This is a genomic window from Enterobacter ludwigii (assembly GCF_001750725.1).
Lineage (GTDB): Bacteria > Pseudomonadota > Gammaproteobacteria > Enterobacterales > Enterobacteriaceae > Enterobacter > Enterobacter ludwigii.
This window is the reverse complement of sequence record NZ_CP017279.1, coordinates 2783830-2804145: the sequence shown is the minus strand read 5'-3', so window position 1 is coordinate 2804145 and position 20316 is coordinate 2783830. Positions and strand designations below refer to the sequence as shown.

Genomic DNA, 20316 nt, shown 5'->3' with positions numbered 1-20316 from the left:
ATGGACAAAACAGCAGCGCTCGCCAGCGATATCCTGCAGGGGATCGGTGGGGAAAAAAATATTCAGCGTCTGGAAAACTGCATGACGCGCGTGCGCGTCGAGGTGCATAACGACGAGCAGCTTGATGTGCCGCGTCTGAAGCAGCTTTCCGGCGTGAGTGGTTACGTTAAACAGGGGCAACAGCACCAGCTGATTGTCGGGCCGGGAAAGGCGGCGCAGGTTGTGGATGCCATGCGTGCGCTAATGGTCGGCGGCGAGAGCGTGGCGATCGATGACGTCGAACGTACGAAGGCGCAGGCAAAGGCCCGATACAAAGCCCCCATGAGCGATGCGCTGCGACAACTGGCCAACGTCTTTATTCCGCTGATCCCGGCGTTTATTGCCTCTGGCTTAATCACCGGGATCATCAATATTCTTAAGCGTCCGGATATCGTAGGGGACTTCGCGACCCACTACCCTAATTTATTAGGCATTCTCGGGATTTTCGGCAGCGCCGTGTTTGCCATCATGAACATTCTGGTGGGTGTCAACACCGCGAAGGTCTTTGGCGGCTCGCTGGCCATGGGCGGGGTGATGGCAGGTATTCTGTCCAGCCCACAACTGGCGCAGATAACCCTGTTTGGTGAGGCGCTCCAGCCTGGCCGCGGCGGGGTGATTGCCGTGCTGCTGGTGGTCATCCTGATGTGCTGGATCGAGAAGAAACTGCGCACCCTCCTGCCTGGATCAATTGAGCTGATCCTCAATCCACTGTTAACGACGTTGATCACCGGCAGCGTGGCTATTGTGGCGTTGCAACCGCTGGGGGGCTGGATCTCTGAGGCCATCGCCCATGGCGCATCGCTGGCTATCGATCGCGGCGGTCTGTTAGTGGGTGCCGTGCTGTCAGGCACCTTCTTGCCGCTGGTACTGACCGGTCTGCATCAGGGGCTGGTGCCGATCCACGTCGAGCTGGTGCAGGCGCACGGTTACAACGCGCTGCTGCCCATCCTGTCGATGGCTGGCGTGGGGCAGGTCGGGGCGGCGATTGCCGTACTGATGAAAACCCGCAACGCGCGGCTGAAAAAAGTGATCAAAGGTGCGCTGCCGGTCGGATTACTCGGAATTGGCGAGCCGCTGATTTTCGGCGTCACGCTGCCGCTGGGGAAACCGTTCCTCGGTGCCTGCCTGGGAGGGGCGGTAGGCGGAGCGCTGATCAGCTACTGGAAAGTGGCAACGGTGATCACCTTCGGGATCTCCGGGCTGCCGCTGGCGCTCACCATCGTGACCGGAAAAGTTATGCTCTATCTGTTAGGCTATCTGGTAGCGGTGATCGCCGGGTTCCTGTTTACCTGGCTGTTAGGATTCAACGATCCAGAGGAGTAAGGTTTGGCAAATCACGAGCGTCGCGTTGTTTTTTTCGACCTGGACGGTACGCTGCATCAGCAGGATATGTTTGGTACGTTTATGCGCTACCTGCTGCGGCGTCAGCCTTTGAATGCGCTGCTCGTATTACCTCTCTTACCCGTAATTGGCATTGCGTTGCTGCTAAAAGGTCGGGCAGCGCGCTGGCCAATGAGCCTGTTGCTCTGGGGCTGTACCTTTGGACGCAGCGAAGCGCGGCTTAAACAGCTTCAGCAGGACTTTGTGCACTGGTTTCGCGGGCATGTGACCGCGTTTCCGGTTGTTCAGGCAAGGCTCACCAGCTATCTCGACGCGAACGATGCCGACATCTGGTTGATTACCGGATCCCCGCAAGCGCTGGTGGAACAGGTCTATTATGATACCCCGTGGCTGCCGCGGGTGAATCTTATCGCCACGCAAATTACCCGCGGGTACGGTGGATGGGTACTGACCATGCGCTGCCTGGGACATGAAAAGGTGGTGCAACTGGAGAAGCGAATCGGTACGCCACTGCGTCTTTACAGCGGCTACAGCGACAGCAAGCAGGACAACCCGCTGCTCTATTTTTGCCAGCATCGCTGGCGCGTCACGCCCGCAGGCGAACTTCAGCAACTCGAATAGTCTTATCTATAGCGGGTGTGTATAATGCCGCCCGCTTTTAGACTGGAGTATCAACCGTTGTGCAACCCTGAATGCGATCATGAATACTGGATGCGCCATGCGCTTACGCTTGCCCAGCGCGCCTGGGACGAGGGGGAAGTGCCCGTGGGTGCTGTGCTTGTCCACAATAACCAGGTGATAGGGGAAGGGTGGAACCGCCCGATTGGCCGTCACGATCCGACTGCGCACGCTGAAATCATGGCCCTTCGTCAGGGCGGAATGGTGCTGCAAAACTATCGTCTGCTTGATACCACGCTGTATGTCACGCTTGAGCCGTGCGTTATGTGTTCCGGCGCGATGGTGCATAGCCGTATCGGCACGCTGGTCTTTGGCGCGCGGGATGAAAAAACCGGAGCGGCCGGTTCGCTGATGGACGTACTGGGACACCCGGGAATGAACCACCAGGTGCAGACTATCGGTGGGGTACTTGCACCAGAGTGTGCGGGGCTATTAAGTGATTTCTTTCGAATGCGCCGTCAGCAGAAAAAGCAACAAAAGGCAGAATTGAAGTTGTCGGGCGAGTAAGTTCGTCCGGTGCCACCACCGGATAACTTTGAGCCAGCTGGTTTGCCTCTGCCGCCTCTTTTTCCTTCTCCAGCAGATAACCCACCAGGCTAATCTGATATTTACGGATATTTTCCACGTAGGCGTAGGCTTCATGCCCGCGGGCGTAACCGTAGGTCAGCTTGTTGTACCACGGCTTCTGGCTCAGCAGCGGCAGGCGCTGTTTTACGTCTGACCAGCTGTCCGGGTTACCTTTCGTTTTCGCCGTCAGCGCGCGCGCGTCAAGCATGTGCGCGTAACCCATGTTGTAGGCTGCCAGCGCAAACCAGATCCGTTCCTCTTCAGGCACCGTCTCCGGCACTTTGCCCATCATATCCTGCAGATACCGTGCGCCGCCGCTGATGCTCTGTTCTGCATCGGTACGGTCAGTCAGCCCAAGGCTCTGAGCGGTATTTTTAGTGAGCATCATTAAGCCGCGAACGCCAGTAGGCGAGGTGGCCTGAGTATCCCAGTGGGATTCCTGATAAGAGATCGCTGCCAGTAATCGCCAGTCGATCTCCTGGGCATACTTCTCAAATAACGGCTGCAGGTCTGGCAGCACACTATCGACTGCGCGCAAGAAGCTTCGGGTGTCGACGTAATCAAAATCGTCACCGTGGCCGAGGTATTTCTCTTCCAGACGCGCCAGCGTACCGTCTTCATTGATGGTGTTGAAGAAATCGAGCATCGCCGCAGAGAGGGTCTGATCGTCATCAAGCTGGCTAAACCAGGTCACCGGCTGTTCGTCTGTCACGTCCAGCGCCACCGCGATTTCGGGGTGCACGCGCTGGAAAAGGCTGATCGCGACCGAATCAGCGATGGTGTAGGGCAGTTTTTTATCTTTTACCTGGTCCAGTAGCTCAGTCGTACCGAGCTTAGGATCAACGGTCCAGCTCAGGTCCGGGAATTTCTTCTCCTTGAGCTCACGCAGATCGTCAATCACGACGTGACCCGGGGCGATGGTCAACTGTTGTGCATTAATCGCCGCCAGCGTTCGCGGGCGCAGGCTCCCGACCCGGTAGACCAGCTGTTGCGAAACGGAGTAGTAGGTTGGGCCTGGCTGATAGTTCTTGCTGCGCTCGCTGTTGTACACCAGCCCGGCCGCAAGGATATCGGCATCGTTGTTATCCAGGTCATCAAACAGCTGGCTGATATTCTGACGGACGGTAATTTTGAGCTTCACGCCAAGATAGTCGGCAAACTGCTGCGCCAGTTCATAATCCAGGCCAATCGTTTTGCCGTTAATGTCGCTGTAAATCAGCGGCGAGTTGAGGGTACTGACGCGCAATTCCCCCCGCTCCTGTATGGCGGCGATACGGTTTTCGGCTTTACCGAACCAGGGGATGGAAGGCCAGAGGGCCACTGCCAGCAGCAACGTTACAATGCCGATGAGCAGATAATTAATCTTTAATTTTTTCAATTAGTTAATTCTCTGCGACGCCGGGTGCCTCAGTATGCTGTAGCCATGTTAAGAATAAGGTTTGCCATTGAATGAGCGGCATTTTGCGTAAAGTTACGCCACTTGGCAACAAATTAGAGAGAGAGGTCACATCTATTGTTAAACGTAAACGTTGATTTTATTTCGACGCAAACGGTTTCGTCGACGCTCAGGATTCTCTATAATGACGCCCGTTTTCCCCCCTTGCGCACACTGTAAGCGCCCCGGCGCTTCGAAGACGAGAGACTTATGATGGAAATTCTGCGTGGTTCGCCTGCACTGTCTGCCTTCCGTATCAATAAACTGCTGGCACGTTTTCAGGCAGCCGACCTTCCGGTAAGCAATATTTACGCTGAGTATGTCCATTTTGCTGACCTGAATGCACCCCTGAATGCAGAGGAGCGAGTACAGCTGGAACGCCTGCTCAAATATGGTCCAAGCCTGAGCAGCCATACGCCAACCGGCAAACTGATCCTTGCGACGCCTCGTCCAGGCACCATCTCCCCCTGGTCTTCCAAAGCCACCGACATCGCCCACAACTGTGGTCTGAACCAGATTAACCGTCTGGAGCGCGGCGTGGCGTACTACGTTGAAGCCTCTACCCTGACCGATGCGCAGTGGCAAACCGTTGCCGCTGAGCTGCACGACCGCATGATGGAGAGTGTCTTTGCCTCTCTGGACGATGCGCAGAAACTCTTCTCCCACCATCAGCCTGCGCCGGTACAGAGCGTCGATTTGCTAGGGCAGGGCCGTCAGGCGCTGATTGACGCCAACCTGCGTCTCGGTCTGGCACTGGCAGAAGACGAAATTGACTACCTGCAGGATGCGTTTGTTAAGCTGAACCGCAACCCGAACGACATCGAACTTTACATGTTCGCTCAGGCAAACTCTGAGCACTGCCGTCACAAGATTTTCAACGCCGACTGGATTATCGACGGTGAAGAGCAGCCGAAGTCGCTGTTCAAAATGATCAAAAACACCATGGAAAAAACGCCTGACCACGTGCTGTCTGCCTACAAAGACAACGCCGCGGTGATGGAAGGTTCTGACGTGGGCCGCTTCTTCGCCGATCGCGAAGCAGGGCGCTATGATTTCCATCAGGAGCCGGCGCATATCCTGATGAAAGTCGAAACGCATAACCACCCGACGGCGATCTCGCCGTGGCCGGGTGCGGCGACCGGGTCTGGCGGGGAAATCCGCGACGAAGGCGCAACCGGACGGGGTGCTAAACCAAAAGCCGGTCTGGTCGGTTTCTCCGTCTCCAACCTGCGCATCCCGGGCTTTGAACAGCCGTGGGAAGAAGATTTCGGCAAGCCGGAACGTATTGTGACCGCGCTGGATATCATGACCGAAGGCCCACTGGGCGGGGCGGCGTTCAACAATGAATTTGGACGTCCTGCGCTAAACGGTTACTTCCGTACCTACGAAGAGAAAGTGGAGAGCCACAACGGCGAAGAGCTGCGCGGCTATCACAAACCGATCATGCTGGCTGGCGGGATCGGTAACATTCGCGCCGATCACGTGCAAAAAGGCGAGATCGTAGTCGGTGCGAAGCTGATCGTTCTGGGTGGCCCGGCAATGAACATCGGCCTGGGCGGCGGGGCTGCCTCCTCTATGACCTCCGGTCAGTCTGATGCAGATCTCGATTTTGCATCCGTACAGCGTGATAACCCGGAGATGGAACGCCGTTGCCAGGAGGTCATTGACCGCTGCTGGCAGTTGGGTGATGCCAACCCCATCCTCTTTATTCACGACGTAGGCGCGGGCGGTCTGTCCAACGCCATGCCGGAGCTGGTCAGTGACGGTGGTCGTGGCGGTCGTTTCAACCTGCGCGACATCCTGAGTGATGAGCCAGGCATGAGCCCGCTGGAAATCTGGTGTAACGAATCCCAGGAACGTTATGTTCTGGCCGTCGCTGCCGATCAGTTGCCGCTGTTTGACGAGCTGTGCCGCCGCGAGCGTGCCCCGTATGCCGTCATCGGTGAAGCGACCGAAGCGCTGCACCTGTCCCTGAGCGACACCCATTTCGACAACCAGCCGATCGATCTGCCGCTGGACGTGCTGCTCGGCAAAACGCCGAAGATGACCCGCGACGTTGAGACCCGTAAAGCGGCTGGCAAAGCGCTGGATCGTCAGGGCATTACCGTGGCTGACGCGGTCAATCGTGTTCTGCACCTGCCGGCCGTGGCGGAGAAAACCTTCCTGGTCACCATCGGCGACCGTACCGTGACCGGTATGGTGTCGCGCGATCAGATGGTTGGCCCGTGGCAGATCCCGGTGGCTAACTGTGCCGTCACCACCGCGAGTCTCGACAGCTACTACGGTGAAGCGATGGCGCTGGGCGAACGTACCCCGGTTGCTCTGCTGGACTTCGCCGCGTCTGCTCGCCTGGCCGTTGGTGAAGCGCTGACTAACATTGCCGCAACGCAGATTGGTGACATTAAACGTATCAAACTTTCCGCGAACTGGATGGCCGCAGCGGGCCACCCGGGCGAAGATGCGGGCCTGTATGAAGCCGTGAAGGCGGTGGGTGAAGAGCTCTGCCCGGCACTTGGCCTGACCATTCCGGTGGGTAAAGACTCCATGTCGATGAAGACCCGCTGGCAGGAGGGTAACGAGCAGCGCGAGATGACCTCTCCGCTGTCGCTGATCATCTCCGCGTTTGCCCGCGTAGAAGACGTGCGCCATACCGTGACGCCACAGCTGGTGACTGAAGATAACGCCCTGCTGCTGATTGACCTGGGTAAAGGCCATAACGCACTAGGAGCGACCGCGCTGGCGCAGGTTTATCGTCAGCTGGGTGATAAGCCGGCAGATGTGCGTGATGTGGCGCAGTTAAAAGGTTTCTACGACGCCATCCAGGCCCTGGTGGCACAGCGTAAACTGCTGGCCTACCACGACCGTTCCGACGGCGGCCTGCTGGTTACTCTGGCTGAGATGGCCTTCACCGGCCACTGCGGTGTCGAAGCGAACATCGCGACGCTGGGCGAGGATCGTCTGGCGGCGCTGTTTAACGAAGAACTGGGCGCGGTGATTCAGGTGCGTGCCGCAGATCGTGACGTGGTTGAAAGCGTACTGGCTCAGCACGGCCTGGCAGATTGCGTGCATTATCTGGGTAAAGCCGTGCAGGGCGACCGCTTTGTCATTGAAGCGGATGGCCACGCGGTGTTCAGCGAGAGCCGTTCTACCCTGCGTATGTGGTGGGCTGAAACCACCTGGCAGATGCAGCGCCTGCGTGACAACCCGGAGTGTGCCGATCAGGAACACAACGCGAAGGCTAACGACAACGATCCTGGCCTGAACGTGAAGCTCTCCTTCGACATCAACGAAGATATCGCCGCGCCGTACATTGCGACCGGCGCGCGTCCGAAAGTGGCCGTACTGCGTGAGCAGGGCGTCAACTCCCACGTTGAGATGGCTGCTGCCTTCTACCGTGCGGGCTTTGATGCCATCGACGTTCACATGAGCGACCTGCTGGCCGGGCGTACCGGTCTGGAAGATTTCCAGGCGCTGGTGGCCTGCGGTGGTTTCTCTTACGGCGATGTGCTGGGGGCAGGTGAGGGTTGGGCGAAGTCCATCCTCTTCAACAGCCGTGTCCGCGACGAGTTTGAAACCTTCTTCCACCGTCCGCAAACGCTGGCGCTGGGCGTATGTAATGGTTGCCAGATGATGTCCAACCTGCGCGAGCTGATCCCCGGTAGCGAAGCCTGGCCGCGCTTTGTGCGTAACCAGTCTGACCGCTTTGAAGCGCGTTTCAGCCTCGTGGAAGTGACCCAAAGCCCGTCTCTGCTGCTGCAGGGCATGGTAGGGTCGCAGATGCCAATCGCCGTTTCCCATGGCGAAGGCCAGGTTGAAGTGCGCGATGCAGCTCATCTGGCTCAGCTTGAAAGCAAAGGTCTGGTGGCGCTGCGCTTTGTCGATAACTTCGGCAAGGTGACAGAATCCTACCCGGCTAACCCGAACGGTTCGGTGAACGGTATCACTGCGGTGACCAGCGAAAGCGGTCGTGCGACCATTATGATGCCGCACCCGGAACGAGTGTTCCGTACCGTGAGCAACTCCTGGCACCCGGAAAACTGGGGCGAGGACAGCCCGTGGATGCGTATCTTCCGAAATGCGCGTAAACAGCTAGGTTAAGCGTACCGCTACTCCCACAGCAGGCCCGGTGCGCGAAAACGCCACCGGGTTTTTTTGTGCCTGTCGCAAAACCGCGACAATCCGCTATTCGTGGTGTCTCCAAAAGGAGACATTTAACTCATTGAATTATATAGGGTGTGGTGGGTTGTCGTTAAGGTGTTGCTTTTTAGCGACACTTAGCCTGGAAATCATTCAGCGGGCAATTAACGGCATAATTGCATAAAATACATAAATATCAACAAGATAATTTATTGTTTTGCATTATGGCACGAGTGTTGCATAATATTAATCAGTGGCTCATTCACCTTCTTATGTCAGCCCCTTCGGGACGTGCTACATAAACTTCGAATGACGCACAAAAAGGTGCCTGCCGTCCAACTACTGATCATAGCGTTGCTTTATCAGGCCAGGGCGAAACGTCGAGTTAGGCACCGCCTCATTCCATGACAAAGCCGGGTTTTTACCCGGCTTTGTTGTATCTGAAGGGCAGACTCAGTTACGCTCTCCTCAAAACCCTGATAAAGAGAGTAATGCGTTGAAACGCTGGCCCGTTTTTCCTCGTTCCCTGCGACAGCTTGTCATGATGGCCTTTCTGCTAATCCTGCTGCCTTTGCTGATCCTGGCATGGCAGGCGTGGCAGAGTCTCAACGCGCTGAGTGCGCAGGCGGCACTGACTAACCGCACGACGCTGATCGACGCCCGACGCAGTGAAGCGATGACTAACGCCGCGCTGGAGATGGAACGCAGCTATCGCCAGTACTGCGTGCTCGACGATCCTACTCTGGAAAAGGTCTATCAGAATCAACGTAAACGCTACAGTGAAATGCTGGATGCCCATGCAGGGGTGCTGCCGGACGATAAGCTTTATCAGGCGTTACGTCAGGATTTGAACGATCTGGCGCAACTGCAGTGTAAGAACAGCGGTCCGGATGCCGCAGCGGCTGCCCGTCTGGAAGCCTTTGCGAATGCCAATACCGAGATGGTGCAGTCTACCCGCACGGTTATCTTCTCTCGCGGGCAACAGCTGCAGCAGGAGATTGCGGAACGTGGCCAGTTCTTTGGCTGGCAGGCGCTGGTGCTGTTCCTCGTCAGCCTCGGTCTGGTTCTGCTCTTTACCCGCATGATCATCGGCCCGGTGAAGGGTATCCAGCGCATGATTAACCGCCTGGGCGAGGGGAAGTCTCTCGGGGATACGGTCGCCTTTAAAGGCCCGCGCGAGTTGCGCTCTGTTGGCCAGCGCATTATCTGGCTTTCTGAACGTCTGGCATGGCTGGAATCCCAGCGCCATCAGTTCTTGCGCCATATTTCCCATGAGCTTAAAACGCCGCTTGCCAGCATGCGCGAAGGAACGGAACTGCTGGCGGATGAAGTGGCGGGGCCGCTTACGCCCGAACAGAAAGAGATTGTCGACATCCTGGATGCCAGCAGCCGCAATCTGCAAAAGCTGATTGAGCAATTGCTGGACTATAACCGCAAGCTGGCGGATGGCGCGGTGGTGCTGGAAAACGTCGATATTGCGCCGCTGGTGGATATGGTGATCTCCGCCCATAGCTTGCCAGCAAGAGCTAAAATGATGCATACCGGGGTGGAGCTCAGTGAGCCAACCTGCCTCGCGGAACCGATGCTGTTGATGAGCGTTCTGGATAATCTTTACTCCAATGCGGTGCACTATGGTACTGAATCCGGTAACATTTATATCCGAAGTTATACGAATGGTTCACGGGTGTTTATTGACGTCGCTAACACCGGCACTCCAATCCCTGATGACGAAAAAACCATGATCTTTGAACCCTTTTTCCAGGGAAGTCATCAGCGGAAAGGGGCGGTAAAAGGAAGTGGGCTGGGCCTGAGTATTGCCCGGGACTGCATACGACGCATGCAGGGTGAGCTGAAAATTGCCACGGACGAACGGTCAGATGTTTGCTTCCGTATTGAACTGCCCCTGAGCCGGAAAAATCAATGAAATGAATCTATGCCTGGTGAGTATGTCACACGTCTTTTCCCGCGCCGTGCGCGCGGTGTTTTCCAGCAATATGTTTCGCCTGAGCCTGCCCTGTTTATTTCTGGCGGGCTGTGTTTCCCATGTGCCGCAAAGTGCGATTAGCGATAAACAACAAGATAAATGGCCAGATAATCAGCTGGCAGATTTTCTGTCGACCCGCTGTGACGACATCTGGAACCTGTCGGGGCATGACGTCGAGAGCAATCCGCTGTTCTGGCTACGTGGAATAGATTGCGCTCAGCGTCTGGCGCCGGTTGAGGCGCGCTCGCAAGCGGCGATGCTCAGTGACGATACCTGGCAGGACGCGTTCAAGCGTGGAATTTTACTCGCGGATGCGAAAATCACCCCCGTTGAGCGTCGCACCAACGTCACGCGGCTGGACACGTTTGTCGGAAATCTTCCGGCGCAGGTGCGCCCGGTGTATCAGCTCTGGCGTGATGGTCAGGCGTTGCAACTGCAGTTGTCTGAAGAGCGTTTTCGCTACAGCAAATTACAGCAATCCACCGACAGCGAGCTTGATACGCTGCGCCAGCAGGAGCAGCACTTGCGTGCTCAACTGGATACCACGACGCGCAAGCTTGAAAACCTGACCGACATCGAAAGACAGCTCTCGACGCGTAAACCGGCCGGAAATTATCTGCCTGATGCGCCAAAAGGGTCAGCCGCGACGCCAGACGGTGATGCGCAGAAACAAGAGGATGTGAAGCCATGACAAGCCGAAAACCTGCCCATCTCTTACTGGTGGATGACGATCCGGGGCTGTTAAAGCTGCTGGGGATGCGTCTGGTCAGTGAAGGCTACAGCGTGGTGACGGCTGAAAGCGGGCAGGAGGGGCTGAAAGTCCTGAGCCGCGAGAAGGTTGATCTGGTGATTAGCGACCTGCGAATGGATGAAATGGATGGCCTGCAGCTGTTCGCGGAGATCCAGAAGCAGCAGCCTGGCATGCCGGTGATCATCCTGACGGCGCATGGATCGATTCCGGATGCCGTTGCCGCGACGCAGCAGGGGGTATTCAGCTTCCTGACCAAGCCGGTAGATAAAGATGCCCTCTATAAGGCTATCGACAGCGCGCTTGAGCACGCGGCTCCGTCGAATGATGAAGCGTGGCGGGAGTCTATCGTCACCCGCAGCCCGATTATGCTGCGTCTGCTCGAACAGGCCCGTATGGTGGCGCAGTCAGACGTTAGCGTGCTGATTAACGGCCAGAGCGGTACCGGGAAAGAGATCCTTGCCCAGGCTATCCATAACGCCAGCCCGCGCAGCAAAAACGCCTTTATCGCGATTAACTGTGGTGCGCTTCCTGAACAACTGCTTGAGTCTGAACTGTTTGGTCATGCCCGCGGGGCGTTCACCGGGGCGGTGAGCAGCCGGGAAGGGCTTTTCCAGGCGGCAGAAGGCGGCACACTTTTCCTGGACGAGATTGGCGATATGCCGGCACCGCTGCAGGTCAAATTGCTGCGTGTTTTGCAGGAGCGAAAAGTGCGCCCCCTCGGCAGTAACCGCGATATCGATATTAACGTGCGTATCATTTCGGCCACGCACCGCGATTTACCAAAGGTCATGGCGCGCAACGAGTTTCGTGAAGATCTCTACTACCGTCTGAACGTGGTGAATCTGAAAATTCCGGCACTGGCCGAGCGGGCGGAAGATATTCCGCTGCTGGCAAACCATCTTTTGCGTCAGGCGGCCGATCGGCATAAGCCTTTTGTCCGGGCGTTTTCCACCGATGCGATGAAACGGCTGATGGCTGCAAGCTGGCCGGGCAACGTGCGCCAGCTGGTGAACGTTATTGAACAGTGCGTGGCGCTGACTTCGTCACCCGTCATTAGCGACGCGCTGGTGGAGCAGGCGCTGGAAGGGGAAAACACCGCGCTGCCGACGTTTGCAGAGGCGCGTAATCAGTTCGAGCTGAACTATCTGCGCAAGCTCCTGCAGATAACCAAAGGCAACGTAACCCATGCGGCGCGTATGGCCGGGCGCAACCGTACCGAGTTCTACAAGCTGCTTTCCCGCCATGAGCTGGAAGCAAACGATTTTAAAGAGTAGTACCGCAAAATCTGAATGAGTATGATACTGTGAGCAACCGATTACGAAGCAGCTTACAGGCAAGAGTTTAAGGACCCACCATGAAAAAGATTGATGCGATTATTAAACCTTTCAAACTGGATGATGTGCGTGAAGCGCTGGCGGAAGTGGGCATCACCGGGATGACAGTGACGGAAGTGAAAGGTTTTGGTCGCCAGAAGGGCCACACCGAACTTTACCGTGGCGCAGAGTACATGGTGGACTTTCTGCCAAAAGTGAAAATTGAAATCGTGGTGAGCGACGATATCGTGGATACCTGTGTGGATACCATTATCCGTACGGCGCAGACCGGCAAAATTGGCGACGGTAAAATCTTCGTCTTTGATGTGGCACGCGTGATCCGTATCCGTACCGGTGAAGAAGACGACGCCGCGATTTAATCGTCAGTACCTGATTCCTGATTCAGCCGGGTGGCGCTATGCTTACCCGGCCTGCAAAACCTCACCGGCCGGGAAAGTGTAGCGCCATCGGGCGATTACAGTACTTTATGCGGCCCGAAACATTCGTAATGAATGTTGTCTTTATTCACACCCAACTCCACCAACTGCTTCGCGGCATACTGCATAAACGCTACCGGTCCGCAGACGTAAAACTGCATCTCCGGCGCGCTGAATGCCCCCTCGTGCTGACTCAAATTCATCAGACCTTCGCTGTCAAAGCGTGCGGCTGCACGGTCGGCATCCGTCGGCAGACGATACCAGGTATGGGCGGTAAAGCGTGGCAGACTGGAAGCCAGCGCATTCACTTCATCGGCAAACGCGTGCACTTCACCGTTCTCGGCGGCGTGGAACCAGTTTACCTGCGCGCTGTGGTTTGATTTAGCGAGGGTGTCGAGCATCGCCAGCATTGGCGTCTGGCCCACCCCGGCTGAGATCAAGGTGACCGGCGTATTCGCCTCAACCGCCATAAAGAAATCGCCCGCAGGCGCGGCCAGATGAACCACATCACCCACGTTAGCCTCGTTATGCAGCCAGTTTGATACCTGGCCGCCATTTTCGCGTTTTACGGCAATGCGATAACGTTTACCGTCTGGTTTGCGGGTCAGGGAGTACTGCCGAATCTCCTGGTGCGGGAAACCTTCAGGCTTCAGCCACACGCCCAGATACTGCCCCGGCTGATAATCAGCGACCGGCTTGCCATCCACCGGCTCGAACTCAAAACTGGTGATGAGCTGGCTGCGCGGCGTTTTCTCGACGATGCGGAAAGCGCGGGTACCTTCCCAGCCGCCAGCCTTACTGGCGTTTTCGCTGTAGATCTGTGCTTCACGGTTAATGAACACGTTTGCCAGCACGCCGTAGGCTTTTCCCCACGCGTCCAGCACCTCCTGACCCGGGCTAAACATCTCATCCAGTGTGGCCAGCAGATGGCCGCCGACGATGTTGTACTGCTCGGGTTTGATCTGGAAGCTGGTGTGCTTCTGCGCAATTTTTTCCACGGCAGGCAGCAACGCCGCCAGATTTTCGATATTACTGGCGTAGGCTGCGATGGCGTTGAACAGAGCTTCGCGCTGATCGCCGTTACGCTGGTTGCTCATGTTGAAAATCTCTTTCAACTCCGGGTTATGCGTAAACATACGATCGTAGAAATGGGCGGTGAGTTTCGGGCCGGTTTCGACCAGCAGGGGAATAGTGGCTTTAACTGTGGCGATGGTTTGAGCGTCGAGCATAGCAGCGTCCTTCAGTGGTGTTTTTAATGATGTATTTTAAATGCATCTTATAAAAAATACCCCTGCGTTGTAAATGGTTCTTTGCAACGTGAAAAATATGCATCACAAACCTGAAAAGAAATCCGTTGAAAATGATGAGGGCTTTATTCCTCAAACCCTTGCGTGGCGGGTAGGAAAACGTTTGCGTAAAATCGTTTGTCAAGACCTGTTATCACAGAACTAATCAGTTATACTGTTGCCCGTCGTCCAACAGGACTGCCTTTTCAGGCCAAAATTTTATTGTTAGCTGAGTCAGGAGATGCGGATGTTAAAGCGTGAAATGAACATTGCCGATTATGATGCCGAACTGTGGCAGGCTATGGAGCAGGAAAAAGTACGTCAGGAAGAGCACATCGAACTGATCGCCTCCGAAAACTACACCAGCCCGCGCGTAATGCAGGCGCAGGGTTCTCAGCTGACCAACAAATACGCTGAAGGTTACCCGGGCAAACGCTACTACGGCGGTTGCGAGTACGTTGATATCGTTGAGCAACTGGCCATCGATCGCGCTAAAGAACTGTTTGGCGCCGACTACGCTAACGTACAGCCGCACTCTGGCTCTCAGGCTAACTTCGCGGTCTACACCGCGCTGCTGCAACCGGGCGATACCGTTCTGGGTATGAACCTGGCGCAAGGCGGCCACCTGACTCACGGCTCTCCGGTTAACTTCTCTGGCAAACTGTACAACATCATTCCTTACGGCATTGATGAGTCCGGTAAAATTGACTACGAAGACATGGCGAAGCAGGCGCAGACCCACAAACCGAAGATGATTATCGGCGGTTTCTCTGCTTACTCCGGTATCGTTGACTGGGCAAAAATGCGTGAAATCGCAGACAGCATCGGTGCTTACCTGTTCGTTGACATGGCGCACGTTGCCGGCCTGATTGCTGCAGGCGTTTATCCGAACCCGGTTCCGCATGCTCACGTTGTGACCACCACCACGCACAAAACCCTGGCGGGCCCACGCGGTGGCTTGATCCTGGCGAAAGGTGGCGACGAAGAGCTGTACAAAAAGCTGAACTCTGCCGTATTCCCAAGCGCGCAGGGCGGCCCACTGATGCACGTTATCGCGGCGAAAGCGGTGGCGCTGAAAGAAGCGATGGAGCCAGAGTTTAAAGTTTACCAGCAGCAGGTTGCTAAAAACGCCAAAGCGATGGTGGACGTCTTCCTGAACCGCGGTTACAAAGTGGTTTCCGGTGGTACTGAGAACCACCTGTTCCTGCTGGACCTGGTTGATAAAAACCTGACCGGTAAAGAAGCTGACGCTGCCCTTGGCCGTGCCAACATCACCGTGAACAAAAACAGCGTGCCAAACGATCCGAAGAGCCCGTTCGTGACCTCCGGTATCCGTATCGGTTCTCCGGCTGTTACTCGCCGCGGCTTTAAAGAAGCGGAAGTGAAAGAGCTGGCAGGCTGGATGTGTGACGTTCTGGACAATATCAATGACGAAGCGGTTATCGAGCGCGTTAAAGGTAAAGTTCTGGAAATCTGCGCACGTTTCCCTGTATACGCTTAATCTTTCTGTTTGCAGAAATAAAAAAGGCCGCGATTGCGGCCTTTTTTTATGGGTTAACGCCGGTCAAGGGAGAGGGCTCCCGGTCCCACTATCGCCAGTAAAATAAACGCTCCGGCAATACTGATATTCTTGTAGAAGTTAATCATATTCGGCATGACGGCATCACCGGTCATATCCCAGTAGTGGTGGCCGATAATCGCGGTACCCAGCGTGTAAAATACAAAGAGTACGGCAACAGGGCGGGTGAAAAAGCCCAGCACGATCAGGATGGCGGCAGGCACCTCCATTACCACCGCAATAATGGCCGCCAGCATGGGCATGGGTGTACCCAGCGACGTCATATATTGTACGGTCCCGCTAAACCCCGTCAGTTTTGGATAGCCGAAGATAATAAACAGTACGACAAGCGCGATACGACCTATTAACAGCAACAGGTGACGTGCCTGGCCGAAATCTAAATAGCGAAGTGAGTTCATGGCAGAAATACCTCTGCAAGTGGAGTAATTTAAACGTAATACACATTTTCATTCCCTGCCATAAGTCAGATGACTGCACAATATGTTAAATTTTCGTTAATTTATAGCAGGCTATCGACTTGCTTAATTTTTGTATTCTCGCCAGACTATGGCCTCCATTTCGGGAGGGATTCATGGTCTTGCATTCCACGCGCTGGCTGGCGCTCAGTTATTTCACCTATTTCTTTAGCTACGGTATTTTTCTGCCTTTCTGGAGCGTCTGGCTCAAGGGGATCGGCCTGACGCCCGAGACCATAGGTATCCTGCTTGGCGCTGGTCTGGTGGCACGTTTCCTGGGAAGCCTGCTGATCGCACCGCGCGTCAGCGATCCCTCCTTGCTGATTAAGGCGGTACGCATTCTGGCGCTGTTGACGCTGGTCTTTGTCGCCTGTTTCTGGGTGAGCCACCAGTTTGCATGGCTGATGGTGGTGATGGTCGGTTTTAACCTCTTTTTCTCGCCGCTGGTTCCGCTGACGGATGCACTGGCAAACACCTGGCAAAAACAGATAACGATGGATTATGGCCGCGTGCGGCTGTGGGGCTCAATTGCCTTTGTCATCGGCTCTGCACTGGTGGGTAAACTGGTTAGCCTTTACGATTACCGTGCGATCCTTGCGCTGCTGAGTATCGGTATTGCCTCCATGCTGCTGGGGATGCTGTTGCGTCCATCGGTAATGCCGCAAGGTGAGAGCCGTCATCAGGAAAGCGCCGGCTGGCCGGCCTGGCGAAGCCTGGTGGCACAAAGCTGGCGTTTCCTGGCCTGCGTCTGTCTGCTGCAGGGCGCGCACGCGGCGTACTATGGTTTCAGCGCCATCTACTGGCAGGGGGCAGGATACTCCGCATCTGCAGTGGGTTACCTGTGGTCGCTCGGTGTGGTCGCTGAAGTGATTATCTTCGCGCTGAGCAAAAAGCTGTTCCGGCGCTTCGGCGCGCGCGATCTGCTCCTGCTTTCTGCAGTCTGTGGCGTCGTACGGTGGGGCATTATGGGCTGGACGACGGAACTGCCGTGGCTGATCGTGGCGCAAATTCTGCACTGCGGCACCTTCACGGTATGTCACCTGGCGGCCATGCGCTATATCGCCGCGCGTGAAGGCGGGGATGTCATTCGGTTGCAGTCGGTTTATTCGGCAGTGGCGATGGGCGGCAGCATTGCGGTGATGACGGTCTTTGCGGGCTTCCTTTACCAGCATCTGGGACACGGGGTCTTCTGGGTCATGGCGCTTGTCGCCCTACCGGCGATGTTCGTTCGTCCTAAAGTCGCCGCGCGCGTCTAGCTACGATTCCAGCATGGCGCGAATATGTTCTTGCTGCTGCGTGTTCAGCGTCTCAACGGCGTGGATCAGCGGTGGTGAGAACAGGGGCAGGGCGGTCGGATAAGGGGTGATGACCAGCGCCGCTTCGCGCGGTGCCCCCTCTTTCTGATAGGCCTGCAGCGTCTGATATCGAATGTTGAGCGGCAGCAACGTCAATTCGCGCAGTTGCTGCTCTATCACGTCCTCACAGGATTTATCCTCTCCCGTCAATAACACCACCTGCTTCTCATGCAGATCGGTCTCCTGCATCAGCCAGGCGCCGAAAATGACCGCCACCAGGCTCATCTCTTCATCAGAAAAACGCAGCCCGAATTCCGCTTCCAGCTCAAACAACGCCTCTTTGGTGGTGCGTAACAGGCGGGGGTAGAGACGATGGATCTCTTCCGGCAGGCTATTGTCGATGCCTATCTCAAACAGCGAACGGTCCAGCGCCTGGGCCAGATGAATATAAAGCTGGTCGGTCAGCCCCTGTTCATCGCTGAAGTTCATCCCGGTTTGCGCCCGAAAACGGGCGACCATGCGCACAATCGCCCGACGCAGGCGCTGATCCTGCTGATGCTTATCAAGCACAGGGTCAGGGGTGCGCAGCATCATAAACAGCAGTGCAAGAAACAGTTGTTCATCGCTGTGGGTCCCTTGTGGCACACGGCGTTTCCAGTGACGAACAATCTCCTGAGCGGTGAAATATTCCCCTCTTGATTGCGTCCAGTTACGCTGCACCGATGAAAACTGCGGGGTATTCCCCAGATGATGCTGCATCAGGCAATACTGCAGATAGAGCTGCAAAAACTGTACGTCCCGGCAATCAAACGGGCGCTGAAGCTTACGCGAGCAGAAGCTGATCAACGCCCGCAGGTTGGTATCGTCATAGAGAGGCCGGGCAATACCCTGCTGTTTAAGCGCGGTTTTCAGCGCGGGGGTAAACTGATGCGAAACGAATTGCGGACACAGCCGCATAGCCCTGCGCAGCCAGTGCAGCAGGCATAAACGTTGATTCAGGGCTGAGCCTTCAATCCGGTAGCTGCCGTCATGGTACGTGACGATGTCGAGCCGGTGATAGCGCTGGATTTCATCGCGCGTCTCGGCTATATCTTGCCGTGCCATAGCGTCGTCCACGCCATTGGCAGCGATAATGCTCTGTGCGGTAACGGCAGCATCGGGCAGGTAAAGCATTAAAAGCACCTGGCAGCGGCGCTGCGAACTGGAAAGCACAGATGGAATTTCAAGCGTCGTCATCATCTGTCGGGTATCCAGTGGGAATGTTTGATAAGAATAGCTAAAGGATGGGCGCTGAAAAGCGCGCCGGCAGGCCTTTCACTCAGGATTGCTGGCGAACATCACAGAATTTATGACGTGAGGAATTGATGCAAACAGTTAAACAAAGCGCAATGGCGTTATTTTTGACGGTGATCCCCTTTGCTGTCGTCGCGCATCCTCACAGTTTTATCAGCCTGAAAACCGAGCTGGTAACGGACGGAACGCAGCTCAATGGCCTGAAAATGCGCTGGACGATGGATGAAATCACCTCGGCTGACCTGCTGTACGATGCCGGGAATGCAAAACCCGGGGATGAAATCTGGAAAAAGCTGGCGGCGGAAGTGATGGCCAACGTGCTTGGTCAGCACTATTTCACCGAGTTCTGGCACAACGGACAAAAAGTGAAATTTATGAATCGGCCGACGGAATATGGCATGACCCGCGACGGACATCAGGCGGTACTGACGTTTGTCCTGCCGCTGGCGCATCCGCAGCCGCTGGCTGGGCAGACCTATACGTTTTCCACCTTTGATCCCACTTACTATGTCGATATGCATTACGCAGAGGAGAGTGATGTGACGCTACCGGCAGCCCTGCAAAAAACCTGCACGATGGCAATGCACACGCCAAAACCGAGCGAAGAGACGCTCAATTTTGCGGTCTCTCTCGATAAAGAAGATGCACCACCCGAAGACATGGAGTTGGGTAAACAGTTCGCACAGCAGGTGACGTTGCAATGTCAGTGATCGCATCTCCGGCACGAAAATCACGCCGCTGGCTTCATCTCTGGCCGCTGGCGCTCTTTTTGCTGCTGGCCGTGTGCGGCGCGTTGTGGCTATGGCACGCCTGGCCGCAGGTGATGATGAAAAGCATTGTCTGGCAGCGCGAGGTCAACCAGCAGATGAGTGGCTTACTGAAGGCGGTGGCGGAGAACCCGACGAAAGCAGGCGGTTCTCTTCTGGCCTTCAGCTTTCTCTACGGTGTCCTGCATGCGCTGGGGCCGGGACACGGCAAAATTGTGATCGCGACCTGGCTTGCGACCCATCCGTCCAGGCTCAAATCAAGCATTGGGTTGACCCTCGCATCTTCGCTGCTTCAGGGCGGCGTGGCGATTGCGCTGGTGGTGGTCGTCCTGTCGTTATTACGCCTTCCTGCTCGTCAGCTGCATATCAGCAGTTTCTGGCTGGAGAAGGGGAGTTATGCGCTGGTCGGTGTGCTGGGTCTGCTCTTGTGCTGGCGGGCACTGAAAAAACTGCGGGCTTTGCTGCACAAATCCCAGTTCAGAGCTTTTACGCCGCACCATGAACACACTGCGAACTGCGGCTGTGGGCATCAGCATCTGCCGACGCAGGCGCAGCTGCAGAACGGTGATGACTGGCGAGCGCGGCTGATGGTTGTGCTCTCAATGGGTATGCGTCCGTGTTCAGGGGCAATCATGGTGCTGTTGTTCAGTAAGGTGATGGGTGTATTTGGCTGGGGAATGCTCTCGGCATTGGCCATGGCGGCCGGGACGTCACTCACGATTTCGTCACTGGCACTGCTGGTGCACAGTTTCCGTCAACTGGCGGTCAAACTCAGCGGCAATAAAACGCCGGTGCTGTGGCGGCAGGTCGGATGGACAACGCTCGCGCTGGCGGGCGGGATGATTCTGCTGGTGGCTGCGGTAACGATGTGGATGAGCGCGTTGCCGGTGGGAAGGGGATTAAGGCCGTTTTAGTCAGGTACAGCATGGTGCCCTTTCCCGGCGGGAGAGGGCACCGCA

Annotated in this window: 16 protein-coding genes; 12 read left to right on the top strand and 4 right to left on the bottom strand. The window is 56.0% G+C overall.

What is annotated here, in order from left to right:
- From BH714_RS13065 to tadA, 3 genes are read left to right on the top strand one after another with little or no spacing between them, the layout of a single operon-like run.
- Nucleotides 1–1362 carry a PTS transporter subunit EIIC gene (locus BH714_RS13065; RefSeq protein WP_025203450.1) on the top strand — a complete coding sequence of 454 codons (1362 nt, stop codon included), beginning with the start codon at nt 1–3 and terminating at the stop codon, nt 1360–1362.
- A 3-nt stretch (nt 1363–1365) separates the two neighbouring features.
- Entirely contained in the window at nt 1366–2001 is a 636-nt protein-coding gene (yfhb, locus tag BH714_RS13060; protein ID WP_020883009.1) for a phosphatidylglycerophosphatase C, read from the top strand.
- 24 nt (nt 2002–2025) lie between these two features.
- Nucleotides 2026–2565, top strand: a complete 540-nt coding sequence (gene tadA, locus BH714_RS13055) for a tRNA adenosine(34) deaminase TadA (RefSeq protein ID WP_052445456.1) — start codon at nt 2026–2028, stop codon at nt 2563–2565.
- Here the strand turns inward: tadA and mltF are convergent.
- Nucleotides 2453–4003, bottom strand: coding sequence for a membrane-bound lytic murein transglycosylase MltF (mltF, locus tag BH714_RS13050; RefSeq protein WP_014171200.1), 1551 nt, complete (start codon nt 4001–4003; stop codon nt 2453–2455). The genes tadA and mltF overlap by 113 nt on opposite strands.
- A 267-nt stretch (nt 4004–4270) precedes the next feature.
- Here mltF and purL point away from each other — a divergent pair, with 267 nt between their 5' ends.
- The 5 genes from purL (at nt 4271) to glnB (ending at nt 12625) form a co-directional block, all read left to right on the top strand.
- Nucleotides 4271–8158: a phosphoribosylformylglycinamidine synthase gene (purL, locus tag BH714_RS13045; RefSeq protein WP_040018157.1), complete on the top strand. Its 3888-nt coding sequence runs from the start codon at nt 4271–4273 to the stop codon at nt 8156–8158.
- A 535-nt stretch (nt 8159–8693) separates the two neighbouring features.
- On the top strand, nt 8694–10121 hold the full coding sequence (qseE, locus tag BH714_RS13040) for a two component system sensor histidine kinase QseE/GlrK (RefSeq protein ID WP_025203453.1): 1428 nt from the start codon (nt 8694–8696) through the stop codon (nt 10119–10121).
- A 1-nt stretch (nt 10122) separates the two neighbouring features.
- Entirely contained in the window at nt 10123–10872 is a 750-nt protein-coding gene (gene qseG, locus BH714_RS13035) for a two-component system QseEF-associated lipoprotein QseG (protein WP_014171197.1), read from the top strand.
- A complete protein-coding gene (gene glrR, locus BH714_RS13030; protein WP_014171196.1) occupies nt 10869–12206 on the top strand; it encodes a two-component system response regulator GlrR in 1338 nt (445 codons plus the stop codon). The genes qseG and glrR overlap by 4 nt, the downstream gene beginning before the upstream one ends.
- 80 nt (nt 12207–12286) lie before the next feature.
- A complete protein-coding gene (glnB, locus tag BH714_RS13025; protein ID WP_003860685.1) occupies nt 12287–12625 on the top strand; it encodes a nitrogen regulatory protein P-II in 339 nt (112 codons plus the stop codon).
- A gap of 95 nt (nt 12626–12720) precedes the next feature.
- Here glnB and hmpA read toward each other — a convergent pair whose 3' ends face one another.
- Entirely contained in the window at nt 12721–13911 is a 1191-nt protein-coding gene (gene hmpA / locus BH714_RS13020; RefSeq protein WP_040018156.1) for an NO-inducible flavohemoprotein, read from the bottom strand.
- A 304-nt stretch (nt 13912–14215) separates the two neighbouring features.
- On the opposite strand from hmpA, the gene glyA reads away from it, so the two are divergent.
- A complete protein-coding gene (gene glyA / locus BH714_RS13015; RefSeq protein WP_040018155.1) occupies nt 14216–15469 on the top strand; it encodes a serine hydroxymethyltransferase in 1254 nt (417 codons plus the stop codon).
- A 53-nt stretch (nt 15470–15522) separates the two neighbouring features.
- On the opposite strand, the gene BH714_RS13010 is transcribed toward glyA, so the two are convergent.
- Nucleotides 15523–15945, bottom strand: coding sequence for a DoxX family protein (locus BH714_RS13010; RefSeq protein ID WP_014171191.1), 423 nt, complete (start codon nt 15943–15945; stop codon nt 15523–15525).
- Nucleotides 15946–16118: 173 nt separating this feature from the next.
- Between BH714_RS13010 and BH714_RS13005 the strand changes: the two genes are divergently transcribed.
- Complete coding sequence (locus BH714_RS13005; RefSeq protein WP_040018154.1) at nt 16119–17258, top strand: 3-phenylpropionate MFS transporter; 1140 nt, start codon at nt 16119–16121, stop codon at nt 17256–17258.
- Here BH714_RS13005 and csiE read toward each other — a convergent pair whose 3' ends face one another.
- Nucleotides 17259–18536 (bottom strand): stationary phase inducible protein CsiE, encoded by a 1278-nt coding sequence (csiE, locus tag BH714_RS13000; RefSeq protein WP_014171189.1) that lies wholly within the window; start codon nt 18534–18536, stop codon nt 17259–17261.
- Nucleotides 18537–18661: 125 nt separating this feature from the next.
- Here csiE and BH714_RS12995 point away from each other — a divergent pair, with 125 nt between their 5' ends.
- Nucleotides 18662–19300 carry a DUF1007 family protein gene (locus BH714_RS12995; protein ID WP_040018153.1) on the top strand — a complete coding sequence of 213 codons (639 nt, stop codon included), beginning with the start codon at nt 18662–18664 and terminating at the stop codon, nt 19298–19300.
- Nucleotides 19291–20271, top strand: a complete 981-nt coding sequence (locus BH714_RS12990) for a nickel/cobalt transporter (RefSeq protein WP_040018151.1) — start codon at nt 19291–19293, stop codon at nt 20269–20271. Before BH714_RS12995 ends, BH714_RS12990 begins: the two co-directional genes overlap by 10 nt.
- Nucleotides 20272–20316 lie beyond the last annotated feature (45 nt).